Consider the following 12,960-nt stretch of genomic DNA (forward strand, 5'->3'; position numbering starts at 1 on the left):
GAATCGGGCGGGGTGGTGCTAGGGCGTGATCACGATCAGTGACAGCTGCTCAGCGACCAGTGCCAGCTCGCCATCGGCGACCCGCTCGACGGCCTTGCGCTGGATCAGCAGCCACTGGCCGGGCTGGCGCGCATCCAGTGACACCAGCTGCGAGCGTACCCGCACCTCGGACCCGCTCGGCACTGGCGCCAGGAAGCGGACCTTGTTCAAGCCGTAGTTGAGCACATGGGCGATGCCGGGGAAGCCGGCCAGGGCGGCCACATCGTCCTCCACCGTCAGCGAGAGCAGCAGGAAGCCGTGTGCGATGGTACGCCCGCCCGGCATCTGCGCCTGTGCCCGCGCTGGATCGACATGGATCCAGTTGTGGTCGCCGGTCGCGTCGGCAAAGGCATCGATGCGCGCCTGGTCCAGGCAGGTCACGCCACTCAGCCGCTCACTGGCGGCCCACTGCTGCACCGCCTGCAGGGCGGGAGGCAGGTCGCTGTCCGCACTCACGCCACACGCTCCAGCAAGGCAAGGATCGCGTCACGCGCCTCTGGTTCGGACAGCATCGGAGCGTGGCCGACATCGGGCACTTCCACCAGACGGGCACTTTCCGAGGTGGCCGCCATCTGCCGCGCCACATCGGCCGGCAGGATGTCGGACAGCGCGCCGCGCACCACCAGCACCGGCACCCGGGCGGTCAGCCCGCGAACCGCACGCCACAGCAGCGGACGCAACAGCCACAGCAGCCATGGCCGGGTGGTGCGGATCACTGCCGGGTCGTAGTCCAGTTCCAGCAGGCCATCGCTGCGCGGGCGGAAGGTGCGCACCGCCATCTGCCGCCAGTCGTCGGTGCTGAAGCGCGGGAACGCGGCCTTGCCGATGGATTCCACGTAGGCCGTGGCCTGCACCAGGTCCATCGGCGGTACCGGCTTGCCGGCATACTTGCCGATCCGTGCCAGCGCCTCACGCGGCACCCTGGGGCCGGCATCATTGAGCACCGCGCCCGCGACCCGCTCGGGCGCGCGCGAAGCGAGGGTGATGGTCACCAGCACGCCCAGTGAGGTGCCGACGAACACCGCCTTGTCGATGTTCTGCGCGCGCAGCAGCGCGACCATGTCATCTGCGTAGGTGCGCGGGTTGTAGCTGGACGGATCATGCGCACGTTCTGAACCGGCGCGGCCACGCAGGTCGACGGCGATCACGCGCCATCCCTCGGCGGTGAGTGTTTCGGCCAGTGCATCGAAATCGGCACCATTGCGGGTCAGGCCGGGAATGCAGACCACGGTGCCGCGGGGCGCCTGCCGGGCATCCGCTGCATGGTCGCGCGCGTGCAGGCGCAGGCCATCGTCGCTGTTCCAGTACAGGTCGTCGTAAGACTGCGTCATGCAGAAGCTTCCTGAAGATCGTAACGGATGCGCTAGAAATCGTAACGGACGCTGAGGCCATATTGGCGCGGCGGACCATAGAAGCCAATCAGCGTGCCGACTGCAGGAATGTTGTAGCCAGTAGTGCGGTATTCCTTGTCGGCCAGGTTGGTGCCCTGCAGCGAGAAGGTCCACGCATCATCCAGGCGCCAGATGACGCCGGCATTGACCAGCCCGTAACCCTGCTGGCGGATCACCGGGCTGAGGTCGGTGGTCGGCCACACTTCGCTCTGGTAGCTGTAGCTCACCCTTGCCGACAGGTTGCTGCCGTTGGCCAGGTCGGTGCGGTATTCCACGTTGAACGCACCGGAGAACCTCGGCGCATTGGTGAACTTCATCTGCCTGGCCACGTTGATGCCGCGGTCCATGTACTCGTCGTATCTGGTATCCAGCCACGCCAGGTTGCCGGAAATCAGCCAGTGCTGGCTGGGCAGGTACTGATACTCGACTTCCAAGCCTTTGACGGTACCGGCCCCGGCATTGGTGAAATCGCCGAAGAAGGAATCATCGATGCCATCGCCATTGGTATCCAGGCCGGTGAACACCGACAGCTGGATGTCCTTGTACTTGTTGTAGAACGCTGACAGGTTCAGGAACAGGCGCTGGTCGAGGAAGGCCATCTTGCTGCCGACCTCATAGCTGTCCACGGTCTCGTCATCGAACGGCTCCGCCGAGCGCGGTACCGCCACCGCGTTGGCGCGGATGTTGTAGCCGCCGGACTTGAAGCCACGCGTCGCCAGGCCATAGACCATGATGTCCGGAGTGATCTGGTAGTCCAGCGAGACCTTGGGCGAGACGTTCCTGAAATTGGTCTTCTTGTCGAAATCGGCGGTCACCGCCACCGGCCGGCTGAAGCCCGGGTCGGCGTAGAGGCGGTTGAGCACGATCGCGCGCTTGTCCTCGTCGGTGTAGCGGGCGCCGACATCGAGCTTCAGTCTGCTGGTCAGGTCGAAGGTCCAGTCCGCATACAGCGCGATGCTGTCGGTCAGCACCTTGCCCTGGTTGTCGGCGAACTGGGCACTGAAATAGTTGTTCTGGATCTGCCCGCCAGCCTCGCCACTGAACTGGTACAGGCCGACCACACCGCGCACCCGGCCGCCGGCATCGTAGTTCAACTGCACTTCGTTGCTGACCTGGTCGTCGTGGTAGGTGCCACCCACGTCGGCCAGCTTGATCGGCGTGGTGTCGAAGTCGATGTTGGCCTCGCTGTCCGACTCACGCTTGGCCACCACATACTTCACAGCGATGTCTTCGTTCGGTCGCCAGTTCACCGTGGCCGAGGCGCCCTTGCTCTCCACGTTGTTGAGGTTGCGCATGCCCGAGCGGATGTCATAGCGGCTGTCCATCGGCGGGTAGGCGCGCAGGAACGGATTGGGTGCCAGCATCTTCGAGCCGCGCATGCCGGACTGATCGTCGATCCAGTCCAGTGCGAACTGCACGTCGAAGTCGTCGCCCGCATACGCGCCCAGGTTCAGGCGTGCCGCGTTGATCTGCTTGTCGCTGACCGGCTGGCCGTTGAAGGTGTTCTCGCCAAACCCGTCGTGGTTCATGCTGGCCACCGCCACACGGGCGCGCAGGCCACTGTCGGCACCGCCGATCGGGCCGCCGATGGCCGCCTTCGCATCCAGCTGGCTGTCGTTGCCCACGGTGATCTGGGCGAAGCCCTCGGTCTGGGTCGGCAGGCCGCGCGAAATGTACTTGATCGCGCCGCCGATGGTGTTCTTGCCGTAGAGCGTGCCCTGCGGGCCGCGCAGCACCTCGATGCGCGAGACGTCGAAAACGTCCAGCAGCGCGCCCTGCGGACGTGCGATGTAGACGTCATCCAGATAGATGCCAACACCCGGATCGGCGCCCCAGGTGGGATCGGACTGGCCGATGCCACGGATGTAGGCGGTGACCGTGCTGCTGGCGCCGCGGGCGGCGTAGATGGTCAGGTTGGGTACCTGCGCATCCAGGTCGCTGATGTCCTGGACATTCATCTTGTCCAGCGCTTCGGAGGTAAATGCGGTAACCGCTACCGGGACCTCCTGCAGGGTTTCCTCGCGCTTGCGCGCGGTGACCTTGATGCTGTCCAGGTTGGTGGGTGAAGCGGTCCTGGCCGCCGTCGGCGTGGCCTGGGGCGTTTCCTGTGCCAGTACCGGCCCGGAGGCCAGCAATGCGCCGATCATGAGACTCAGGCAATTCCGTTTCATTCGATCATCCCCCAGGCAGCTGCTTGCAGATGGCCCATTGCCATCCTGCAGCCAAGGCTAGCGGTGTCATCACGCAGCGGCGAGTGGACCTAGGTCCAGTCGGCAGCGGCCGCTGGATGCGGATACTGGGCGCGCCCCCAGCCGGAAGCGCGTCCCGGTACCACTTCATCCACGACTCACGCATGAGGATCTGGCCATGAAATCCGGAATCGATTCGATCAAGGTTGTACTGCTGGTGCTGTGCAGTTGGCTGGCGATGGCGGGCAGTGCCCTTGCCGCAGGCCCGGCCGGGCATTGGGACATTGGCCTGTACGGCAATCTGTTCGGCGCCCGCGAGTACCAGGTGTGGGTGCCGGCGGGCTACGATGACCAGCAGCCGCTACCGTTGCTGCTGGTGCTGCACGGCTGCGTCAACGGGCCCAACCTGATGGGGGAGGCGTCAGGCTTCAATGATGTGGCCGACACCGAAGGGTTCATCGTGGTCTACCCCCGGCAGAACGTCACCTCCAATCCGGCCCGCTGCTGGAACTGGCAGCTGCCGATCAACCAGGCCCGCGACAGCGGCGAAGCGTCGATCCTGGCCGGCATCGTGGACAAGGTGAAAGCGGACTACAGCGTGGATCCGCGCCGGGTCTATGTCACCGGCATTTCGGCAGGTGGTGCGATGACCTCGATCATGCTGGCCTGCTATTCGGATGTGTTCGCTGCCGGCGCCATCCACTCCGGTGGCATGTTCAAGGGCGCGACCACGATTTCCGGCAGCGCCTACGCACTGCTGGCCGGCAGCATCTATTCGCCGGACAGCAATGGCCGCCTGGCGTGGCAGTGCTCGGGTTCGCCGTCGCCGCGACCGCTGCCGGTGCTGGTGTTCCATGGCAGCGCCGATCTCACCGTCAATCCGGTGAACGGCCAGCAGGCCGTGCGCCAGTTCCTGCAGACCAATGACCTGGCCGACGACGGCCTGGACAACGACTCGGTGAAATACGTGCCGACCAGCACCTATCACGGACAGGTGCCGGGCGGCCGCGGGTATACCGTCGACACCTACGCCTACGGTGGCAGGACGCTGGTCCAGCACTACGTGGTGCAGGGCATGGGGCATGCCTGGAGCGGCAGCCAGTCGGGCCTGCCATTCACCGACCCGAAGGGGCCGGACGCCACGCTGATCACCTGGTTGTTCCTGAAGGACTACCAGCGCTGACGGGGGGCAGGGGGCCTTCCAGGGAGGGGCGCGACCGGATGTGCCGGATGGCACCTTCAGCCGCTCATGGCAATCGATTATCGTGAGCGCCCGTTCCCACGACCTTCAAGCGCCGGCGCATGGAATCCATGTCAACGACTGCCCGAAACCGGCAATGGCTCAATGCCGTCGTGCTATCCGCAGTGCTCCTTGCCGTCGGCTGCGAGGGCAGGAAGGCACCGCCGAACGATGTGGGGGCGGCGGTCGACGAGGCGGCCCATGCCCTGATTGAACAGCCTTTGCTGCACTCGGCCTCCATCGGCGTGGTGTACCGGGGCAAGACCTTCATCCGTCACCGCGGCGAGATGGTAGCCGGCAAGCCCGATGTTCCGACCGACGCAACGCTGTATGAGATCGGCTCGCTGAGCAAGACCCTGGCGGGCACGTTGATGGCCCGTGCGGTGCTTGAGGGCAGGGTGGGCCTGGAGGATGACGTTCGCAGCTACCTGCAGGGCGACTATCCGAACCTGCAGTACCAGGGCCAGCCCATACGGGTCCGTCACCTGCTGTCACACACCAGTGGCCTGCCGAACATGCTGCCGGAGCGGGCGAACACCGTGTTGGAGGACTTCACCGATCACCGCGTGCCCGGTGAACTCAGTGCCCTCTATGCGCATTACGGCAAGCCGGATTTCCTGCGGGATCTGCACGCCGTGCGGATCCCACGGATGCCCGGGAAAGAGTACGCCTACTCCAGTGCTGGGACGGAGCTGACGGCCCACATTCTGGAAGGCGTCTACAAGACCGACTACACGTCATTGCTGCGTGGCTTCTTCAGCGATGCCGCAGCAATGACCAGCATCGGGATCAAGCTGGGGAATGCGGAAAAAGACCGTCTTGCCATCGGCTACCACAGCGACAATCCGGTGCCGACCTCGCCGATGCCACAGTTGCCATGGGGCGCTTCCGGCAACGTCAAGGCAACAGTGCCCGACATGGTGAAATACCTTCAGTTCCAGCTGGCCAACGGCCCGGTGGTGCAGGAATCGCATCGCACTCTGGCCAGATTCGACGACGAGTTCAGCATTGGCTATTTCTGGAACATCGTCGCTGGCGATCGCCAGAAGGGTGTCTATTACGCCCACCACGGTGGCGTTCCACGCTCGCAGTGCTACATCTACATCATGCCGGAGCACGATCTGGGCATCTTCGTGATCACCAACCAGAGCGGCGACCGGACCGCGCGTGCCATGGAGGCGGCGATCGATACCCTGGTCGGGAGAATCGCGGCGCGTTGAACCTCCCGCTGAGGCTCGGGCCCACGCGGCCCGGTCCGTGGACCAATGTGGCTTCGCAGGACGACGTGTCGGACAAGCCTGGAACCGATCTGGACAGACTGCTCGGCCCCGGCGGCTGTCGGCCGCAGGGCTTTGCGCTCGCATTCCTGGCGTTCGTCGCTGGATATCATCGTTGGTCGCATGGTCTGCGCCGCGGCAATGCCCTCGGCTAGGCTATAGCGATCGACCGCAGGGATGACGACCCCATGAACCGCTGGCTTTTCCTGGCGCTTGCTGCGCTCCCGTTCACTGCCGGTGCCGTGGTCATCCGTGATGACGTTGACGACGCCCGGTATCAGATCGATGCCTCTGTCTTCCCGGCGCTGGCTGACATGCCGGGTGAAGGACATGGCGTTCTCATCGCCCCGCGCTGGGTACTGACCGCAGCGCATGCGGCACCCATGGAAGGGATGGAAGAATCCATCTCCATCAATGGACGCGCCTATGCGGTCGAGCGCGTCTTTGTGCATCCCGGTTTCAGAAGAATGCCGGAGGCCCTGGGCAAGGAGGCGCTGGCGACAGGAAATCCCTCCAGGATCCACGCGTTCCTGGCAGCATCGGATGACATCGCACTGATCAGGCTTGCGACTGCTGTAAAGGATGTACAGCCCGTAGCGCTCTATCGCGGTGCTGCCGAAGTCGCGCAGATCGCGGCCCTGATAGGAAAGGGGGCTACCGGCAATGGCGTCGTAGGGCTGGTGCCGGGCGGCCCGCATCGCACGACCCTGCGGCGGGCATTCAACGCGATTACCGGCGGCAACGAACGGTATCTCTGGTACCGGTTCGATCCGCCACCGCAGGCCCTGCCGCTGGAGGGGGTTCTCGGCAACGGTGACAGCGGCGGTCCGCTGGTGATTGATGATCACGGAACGCCGCAGCTGGTGGGGCTTGGTTCGTGGATCACTGCGGTTCCAGAGCATGCGCTCGAGGCGGGGTTCTATGGCCAGGTGGTCTACAACGTTCGCGTATCGCGCTACATCGACTGGATCGAAAGCATCAGCCGTGACGCGTCACATTGATTGCTTTTCGTGGAGGCGTAGCAGTGCAGGGGGGCGTTACCCTGATCTCAGCCGGTGCGACGAGCGTTCGTATGCTTCCCATCATGGGCTCATCATTTCACCGTCCAGATTTCATGATCGTCACCCGGCCGTCCGGCTGGGTGCAGAGCGGCGAGCGCTGGGATCTGTGGTGGAACGGCCGTTCGGTGGCCAGTATCGTGCCGCATGCCGTGCTCGGGTTCCGCCTGAAACTGGACGCACGCAGGATGTCACAGAGCAAGGTCGTGTCCGTCGCCAGCGCCCGCCAGGCGAAGCGCTACGCCGAGCGCTGGTGCGCGGCGCGGCTCTGCCCACAACTGCCACTGCGTGACGCCGTCGCCCGACTGGTGCAGAGTGCACCCGAACCGGGCGCCGTGTTCGCGCCGCCACTGACCCGGACGCAGCGGCAGCAGGCCCGGCGCCTGGCCGAGGCCGGCGCAAGCGAGATGGGGCGGATCAAGGAAGCGCTGGCGCCACGGCCGCGCGTGATGGCCGCCAGGCCCGAGGTGCAGGGACGAGGTGGAACCTGGTCTGTGCCCGGCCAGAATCCATCCTCGCCGCACCGAAACGGGAACACCTCCCCAGCCAGGGTTACGCCGAAAGCTCCTCACGCACGATCCTGGCCCCTTCGCTGAGCGCGCGCAGCTTGCCGCGTGCCACTTCCCGTGCAAGCGGCGCCATGCCGCAGTTGGTGCTTGGGTAGAGTTTGTCGGCATCCACGAACTGCAGCGCCCTGCGCAGCGTGTTGGCCACGTCTTCCGGCGTTTCCACCGTATTGGAGGCCACGTCGATGGCGCCCACCATCACCGTCTTGCCGCGCACCAGTTCGATCAGGTCGATCGGCACGTGCGAGTTCTGGCATTCCAGCGAGATGATATCGATGCTGGAGGTCTGCAGCTTGGGGAACGATTCTTCATACTGCCGCCATTCCGAGCCCAGTGTCTGCTTCCAGTCGGTGTTGGCCTTGATGCCATAGCCGTAGCAGATGTGCACCGCCGTCTGGCACTTCAGGCCCTCAACCGCACGCTCCAGCGCGGCCACGCCCCAGTCGTTCACTTCGTCGAAGAACACGTTGAAGGCCGGCTCATCGAACTGGATGATGTCGACGCCAGCGGCTTCCAGCTCCTTCGCTTCCTCGTTGAGGATCTTCGCGAACTCCCAGGCCAGCTTTTCGCGGCTCTTGTAGTGCGCGTCGTACAGCGTATCGATCATGGTCATCGGGCCGGGCAGGGCCCACTTGATCGGCTGCGTGGTCTGGCGGCGCAGGAACTTCGCATCCTCGACGAACACCGGCTTCGGACGGCTCACGGCGCCGACCACGGTCGGCACGCTGGCATCGTAGCGGTTGCGGATGCGGACCGTTTCGCGCTTCTCGAAATCGACGCCGCTGAGGTGCTCGATGAAAGTGGTGACGAAGTGCTGCCGGGTCTGTTCGCCGTCGCTGACGATGTCGATGCCGGCGTGCTGCTGCTCCTGCAGGGACAGGCGCAGTGCATCCTGCTTGCCTTCAGTCAGGCCGTCGTCCTGCAGCTTCCAGGGTGACCAGAGCTTCTCGGGCTCGGCCAGCCAGGAGGGCTTGGGCAGGCTGCCTGCGGTGGAGGTGGGAAGCAGTTTCTTCGTCGACATTGCGTCTGGTTTCCTGGGGGCGAATGGGGAATCAATGAATCAGCGGGCAGCCCACTGCTCAAGCACGGCGCGGTACGGATTGATGAAGTGTTCTTCGGTAAACCGGCCCTGCTTGACCGCCAGCTGGCTGCGCTCTTCGCGGTCGTAGACGATGCGGGTGGAGGAGTAATCCTGGTGCTTCAGGCTGGGCTGGTAGACCTTGCCGGCCACGGAATTGGCGTTGTAGATCTCCGGGCGGTAGATCTTCTGGAAGGCCTCCATCGTGCTGATGGTGCCGATCAGCTCCAGGTTCGAGTAGTCGCCCAGCAGGTCGCCCTGGAAGTAGAACGCCAGCGGTGCGACGCTGCCCGGCGGCATGAAGTAGCGCACCTGCAGGCCCATCTTGTCGAAGTACTGGTCAGTGGGAGAGAACTCGCCCTGGCGGTATTCCACGCCCAGGATCGGGTGGTGGTTCTCGGTGCGGTGATAGGTCTTGCTGCTGGATACGCTGATGCAGATTACCGGCCCCTTGCTGAAGTTGGTGCGGTAGGCCTCGGACTCCAGGAAATGCTTGAACAACTTGCCATGCAGGTCGCCAAAGCCCTCCGGGATGCCAAAGGTGGCCTTCCCTTCGTTGCTGGCCGGCAGCACCACGCTGAAATCGTAGTCGCGCACGTAGGACGAGAAATTGTTGCCGACGATGCCTTCGATGCGCGCGCCGGTGCGGGTGTCGACGATGGTCGGGCGCAGCACCTCGATCAGCGGGAACGGATCACCGCCACCGCTGCTGCCGATGTGCATCTCCACCGAGATGATGTCCAGCTCGACCGCGTAGCGATCCGCGCTGGGGTTGTCCCAGTGCGCCAGATCGTTGAAGCGGTTGTTGATCATGCTGATCGTGTTGCGCAGGTTTTCCTGGCGGGACGCGCCGCGGGCAAGGTTGGCGAAATTGGTGGTGATGCGCGTCCCGTCGGCAGGCTGGTAATCCTCGTTGAAGGGGATCTGCGTGATGCTGAAGGTGAAGGTGTCGGTCGTCATGGGTGGCGTTCCGTAGTGCGGGGTGACATCCGGATGCGGGCGAGGGCATCCGGCATTCAAAGTGCTGCGGCCGCTTCCAGGTCGGCAAGGCGCTGGCGAGGCAGGTCCAGCAGCGGCATGGCCCGCCGCACCGCCAGCCGTGCGCGCTCGACCAGGGCGTCGTTGTGCACGCGACCGTCGGCGAAATCCCGGTCGGTGGCGTAGACGCCCAGCGGCAGGGTGCGCGCCTGGAAGAAGCTGAAGAGCGGGCGCAGCTGATGGTCGATCACCAGCGAGTGGCGCTCGCTGCCGCCGGTCGCGGCCAGCAGGATGGGGGTGTCGACCAGTGCGTCCTGGTGGACGAAGTCGAAGAAATGCTTGAACAGCCCTGTGTACGAGCCGCGATAGACCGGCGTGCTCACCACCAGCACATCGGCCTGCTCGACGGTGGTCAACTGGCGTTCCACGGTGTCGGGCAACTGCGAACGCCAGAGCGCACCGGCCAGCTGCGGGGCCAGTTCGCCCAGTTCGACCAGGTGCTGCTCGCTGTGGATGTCCTCGCCGATCAGGCCCATCAGATGCTCGGCCAGGGTGGCGGCCTTGGAGGGGCGCTGCAATCCGCCGGACACGGCGACGATTCGAAGGGGGCGGGCAGGTGAAAGCATGACCCGATGCTAGCCATGCCCTTCCATGACGTAAAATGGTATTACTTCACCTATCCATGAGCAGGATTCATCGTCATGCTGGAGCGGATCCACCTCAGCATCGTGCAGCAGGTCGAGCAGCAGGGCTCGCTTACCGCGGCCGCCGGCGTACTGAACCTGACCCAGTCGGCCCTGAGCCACAGCATGAAGAAGCTGGAACAGCAGCTGGGCACTGATGTATGGCTGCGCGAAGGCCGCAGCCTGCGCCTGACCCAGGCCGGGCAATACCTGCTGGCCGTCGCCAACCGCGTGCTGCCGCAGCTGGATCTGGCCGAGGAGCGGTTGGGCCAGTTCGCACAGGGCGAGCGCGGCGCGCTGCGCATCGGCATGGAATGCCATCCCTGCTACCAGTGGCTGCTGAAGATCGTCTCGCCGTACCTGGCCGCGTGGCCGGATGTGGATGTGGACGTCAAGCAGAAGTTCCAGTTCGGCGGCATCGGCGCGCTGTTCGGCTACGAGATCGACCTGCTGGTTACCCCCGATCCACTGCTCAAGCCAGGCCTCAAGTTCATTCCCGTGTTCGACTACGAGCAGGTGCTGGTGGTGGCCAGGAACCACGCCCTGGCCAAGGTGGATTACGTGAAGCCGCGCCAGCTCGGCCAGGAAGTGCTGATCAGCTATCCGGTGCCGTTCGAGCGGCTGGACATCTACAACCAGTTCCTGCTGCCGGCCGGCATTACGCCGCGCCGGCACAAGGCCATTGAGACCACCGACATCATGATGCAGATGGTGGCCAGTGGTCGTGGCGTGGCCGCCATGCCGCGCTGGCTGGTGGAAGAGTACGCCACCCGAATGGACGTGGTGCCGGTGCGCCTCGGTGCGAAGGGCATTCCCAAGCAGATCTATCTGGGTGCGCGCGAGGCCGATACCAGCATCGACTACCTGCAGGCCTTCATCGAACTGGCGCGGAACAGCTCGCCACTGGCCGGCAATGCAGGCGGAGCCCGTTGATGGCTGCACCTGGATCACTGCGGGCGGAAGCCTTCATCAACACCTTTTCACTGGAGGTCAGCGCGAAGTCCATGCCCGCGCTGCGCGCCGAGGCCGACCGCATACCGCGCGGCACAACGATCTCCATTCCCTGGCTGGCCAGTGAGGATGACGACGCACGCCTCGCCGCCGCGCGCACGGTGCGCGCGCTTGGCTTCGAGCCGATGCCGCATCTTTCGGCCCGCCGCATCCGGTCGCGCACGGTGCTTGAACGGTTCCTGCAGCGCGCCGCCAACGAGGCCGGAGCAGCGCAGTGCCTGGTGATCGCCGGCGACCTGGCCACGCCCGCCGGACCGTTTGCTGACAGCGCTTCGATCATCGAGAGCGGCCTTCTGGAGAGGGCCGGTATCAAGGTCGTCGCCATCGGCGGTCACCCCGATGGCCATCCGGTCCTGGGCAGTGACGCGTGCTGGCAGGTACTGGAACACAAGTGCCAGTCCATCGAAGCGCGCGGCATGGCGCCAATGATCATCACGCAGTTCGCCTTCGATGCCGACATCGTCCTGGCCTGGTTGCACGCGCTGCGCGCCCGTGGCATCCACGTTCCGGTGCTCGTTGGCGTGCCGGGCCCGGCAAGCATCGCGCGGTTGGTACGCTACGCCGCAATGTGCGGGGTGGGGGCCAGTGCATTGATGCTGTCCCGGTATGGCATCTCGATCGGCCGGTTGCTGGGCAGCGCGGGCCCGGAGGTGTTCGTGGACCGTCTGGCGGGCGGTTTGACTGATGCCCACGGGTTGGTCAGCCCGCACTTCTTTCCGTTCGGTGGAATTGCCCAGTCGTTGGACTGGATCAACCAGCATCGGGCGCTGCCATCGGTTGCCCGCCGCTGACAGGCCATCAATCGTGCCTGCCGGGCAGCGCATGACCCGGTGCCGCCCCGCTCAGCCCCGGCGGTGGCGTATCCCTGACGGGGTACTGATCAGGCCCGCATTGCTGATGGCCTGGCGCGTACCGCACGCCCGGCACGCAAGCACGGTTCCTCCTCGCACATGCTCCATTTCCTGCTCGCCCCAGACGCTGGTTGCGCCGCAGGCCGTGCAGGTGGCTTCGATCTGCAGGGCACGGGCCAGGTCGCCCTCCGCGCCTGGCGTGTAGGTGAGGTCCCTGATCTTGAATAGGCCGGTATGACTCATTGGAACGCCGTTGTGGGTGCACTACGGGAAGATGCGAGGCGAAGGTGTCGACAGGGTTGGCACAGTGTCGAGAAGCGGCGCGCTTCAGCTCATGCATCACTACGCAGCACGAACTCCTCCAGCCGCGCCCGGCTGACGGACTGGTGGTTGCCACAGCCTGGGCAACTGAGCGAAGCAGCGCCGTTGAGATCGACGAGGCCATGATCAGGAATGGCGCGGAACTGCCTTGAACACTTCAGGCAGGAACAATCGATCCGGGTGACCTGCAGCAGGGTGCCATCCTCACGCGCCACTCCTTCGACGCTGTTTACATAGAACTGTCCGATGTCGCGCATGAAGATGAATAAAGCCCTGAA

General features: G+C 64.8%; 13 protein-coding genes. 6 read left to right on the forward strand and 7 right to left on the reverse strand.

Annotated elements, in window-relative coordinates; translation table 11 throughout:
- Positions 1–18: 18 nt before the first annotated feature.
- Genes AC5P78_RS10400 through AC5P78_RS10410 form a run of 3 tightly spaced genes read right to left on the reverse strand, consistent with a single transcriptional unit; the run spans position 19 to position 3,601 of the window.
- Positions 19–495, reverse strand: a complete 477-nt coding sequence (locus AC5P78_RS10400; RefSeq protein WP_012480330.1) for a MaoC family dehydratase — start codon at positions 493–495, stop codon at positions 19–21.
- Complete coding sequence (locus tag AC5P78_RS10405) at positions 492–1,370, reverse strand: alpha/beta fold hydrolase (protein WP_043033416.1); 879 nt, start codon at positions 1,368–1,370, stop codon at positions 492–494. Before AC5P78_RS10405 ends, AC5P78_RS10400 begins: the two co-directional genes overlap by 4 nt.
- Positions 1,371–1,402: 32 nt before the next feature.
- Positions 1,403–3,601, reverse strand: coding sequence for a TonB-dependent receptor (locus tag AC5P78_RS10410; RefSeq protein WP_414498203.1), 2,199 nt, complete (start codon positions 3,599–3,601; stop codon positions 1,403–1,405).
- Positions 3,602–3,797: 196 nt separating this feature from the next.
- On the opposite strand from AC5P78_RS10410, the gene AC5P78_RS10415 reads away from it, so the two are divergent.
- The 4 genes from AC5P78_RS10415 to AC5P78_RS10430 all read left to right on the forward strand — a co-directional run bounded on the left by AC5P78_RS10415 (position 3,798) and on the right by AC5P78_RS10430 (position 7,790).
- On the forward strand, positions 3,798–4,802 hold the full coding sequence (locus AC5P78_RS10415; protein ID WP_043033419.1) for an extracellular catalytic domain type 1 short-chain-length polyhydroxyalkanoate depolymerase: 1,005 nt from the start codon (positions 3,798–3,800) through the stop codon (positions 4,800–4,802).
- A 128-nt stretch (positions 4,803–4,930) separates the two neighbouring features.
- Entirely contained in the window at positions 4,931–6,079 is a 1,149-nt protein-coding gene (locus AC5P78_RS10420) for a serine hydrolase domain-containing protein (RefSeq protein WP_043033420.1), read from the forward strand.
- Between the two features lie 245 nt (positions 6,080–6,324).
- Positions 6,325–7,137, forward strand: a complete 813-nt coding sequence (locus tag AC5P78_RS10425; RefSeq protein WP_012480325.1) for a S1 family peptidase — start codon at positions 6,325–6,327, stop codon at positions 7,135–7,137.
- 71 nt (positions 7,138–7,208) lie between these two features.
- Positions 7,209–7,790, forward strand: coding sequence for a hypothetical protein (locus AC5P78_RS10430; protein ID WP_087802665.1), 582 nt, complete (start codon positions 7,209–7,211; stop codon positions 7,788–7,790).
- On the opposite strand, the gene AC5P78_RS10435 is transcribed toward AC5P78_RS10430, so the two are convergent.
- From AC5P78_RS10435 to msuE, 3 genes are read right to left on the reverse strand one after another with little or no spacing between them, the layout of a single operon-like run.
- Positions 7,747–8,781: a methionine synthase gene (locus AC5P78_RS10435; protein ID WP_012480323.1), complete on the reverse strand. Its 1,035-nt coding sequence runs from the start codon at positions 8,779–8,781 to the stop codon at positions 7,747–7,749. The two genes, AC5P78_RS10430 and AC5P78_RS10435, sit on opposite strands and share 44 nt — an antisense overlap.
- Positions 8,782–8,820: 39 nt before the next feature.
- Positions 8,821–9,798, reverse strand: a complete 978-nt coding sequence (locus AC5P78_RS10440; RefSeq protein WP_414498205.1) for a DUF1852 domain-containing protein — start codon at positions 9,796–9,798, stop codon at positions 8,821–8,823.
- 56 nt (positions 9,799–9,854) lie between these two features.
- Positions 9,855–10,442 (reverse strand): FMN reductase, encoded by a 588-nt coding sequence (gene msuE / locus AC5P78_RS10445; RefSeq protein ID WP_012480321.1) that lies wholly within the window; start codon positions 10,440–10,442, stop codon positions 9,855–9,857.
- Between the two features lie 75 nt (positions 10,443–10,517).
- Here msuE and AC5P78_RS10450 point away from each other — a divergent pair, with 75 nt between their 5' ends.
- Together AC5P78_RS10450 and AC5P78_RS10455 are read left to right on the forward strand one after the other, a co-directional pair.
- A complete protein-coding gene (locus AC5P78_RS10450; RefSeq protein ID WP_033834231.1) occupies positions 10,518–11,432 on the forward strand; it encodes a LysR family transcriptional regulator in 915 nt (304 codons plus the stop codon).
- Positions 11,432–12,301, forward strand: a complete 870-nt coding sequence (locus tag AC5P78_RS10455) for a methylenetetrahydrofolate reductase (RefSeq protein WP_099527467.1) — start codon at positions 11,432–11,434, stop codon at positions 12,299–12,301. The genes AC5P78_RS10450 and AC5P78_RS10455 overlap by 1 nt, the downstream gene beginning before the upstream one ends.
- Positions 12,302–12,693: 392 nt before the next feature.
- Here the strand turns inward: AC5P78_RS10455 and AC5P78_RS10460 are convergent, their stop codons facing one another.
- On the reverse strand, positions 12,694–12,939 hold the full coding sequence (locus AC5P78_RS10460) for a hypothetical protein (RefSeq protein ID WP_012480318.1): 246 nt from the start codon (positions 12,937–12,939) through the stop codon (positions 12,694–12,696).
- Positions 12,940–12,960: the final 21 nt, after the last annotated feature.

The organism is Stenotrophomonas sp. YJH_SMC_133, from assembly GCF_059370655.1.

Coding starts and splice junctions, on each gene's coding strand:
- AC5P78_RS10405 (WP_043033416.1), bottom strand. CDS start 1,370: ATGACGCAGTCTTACGACGACCTGTACTGGAACAGCGACGATGGCCTG.
- AC5P78_RS10435 (WP_012480323.1), bottom strand. CDS start 8,781: ATGTCGACGAAGAAACTGCTTCCCACCTCCACCGCAGGCAGCCTGCCC.
- AC5P78_RS10415 (WP_043033419.1), top strand. CDS start 3,798: ATGAAATCCGGAATCGATTCGATCAAGGTTGTACTGCTGGTGCTGTGC.
- AC5P78_RS10440 (WP_414498205.1), bottom strand. CDS start 9,798: ATGACGACCGACACCTTCACCTTCAGCATCACGCAGATCCCCTTCAAC.
- AC5P78_RS10420 (WP_043033420.1), top strand. CDS start 4,931: ATGTCAACGACTGCCCGAAACCGGCAATGGCTCAATGCCGTCGTGCTA.
- AC5P78_RS10430 (WP_087802665.1), top strand. CDS start 7,209: ATGCTTCCCATCATGGGCTCATCATTTCACCGTCCAGATTTCATGATC.
- AC5P78_RS10410 (WP_414498203.1), bottom strand. CDS start 3,601: ATGAAACGGAATTGCCTGAGTCTCATGATCGGCGCATTGCTGGCCTCC.
- AC5P78_RS10455 (WP_099527467.1), top strand. CDS start 11,432: ATGGCTGCACCTGGATCACTGCGGGCGGAAGCCTTCATCAACACCTTT.
- msuE (WP_012480321.1), bottom strand. CDS start 10,442: ATGCTTTCACCTGCCCGCCCCCTTCGAATCGTCGCCGTGTCCGGCGGA.
- AC5P78_RS10425 (WP_012480325.1), top strand. CDS start 6,325: ATGAACCGCTGGCTTTTCCTGGCGCTTGCTGCGCTCCCGTTCACTGCC.
- AC5P78_RS10460 (WP_012480318.1), bottom strand. CDS start 12,939: ATGCGCGACATCGGACAGTTCTATGTAAACAGCGTCGAAGGAGTGGCG.
- AC5P78_RS10450 (WP_033834231.1), top strand. CDS start 10,518: ATGCTGGAGCGGATCCACCTCAGCATCGTGCAGCAGGTCGAGCAGCAG.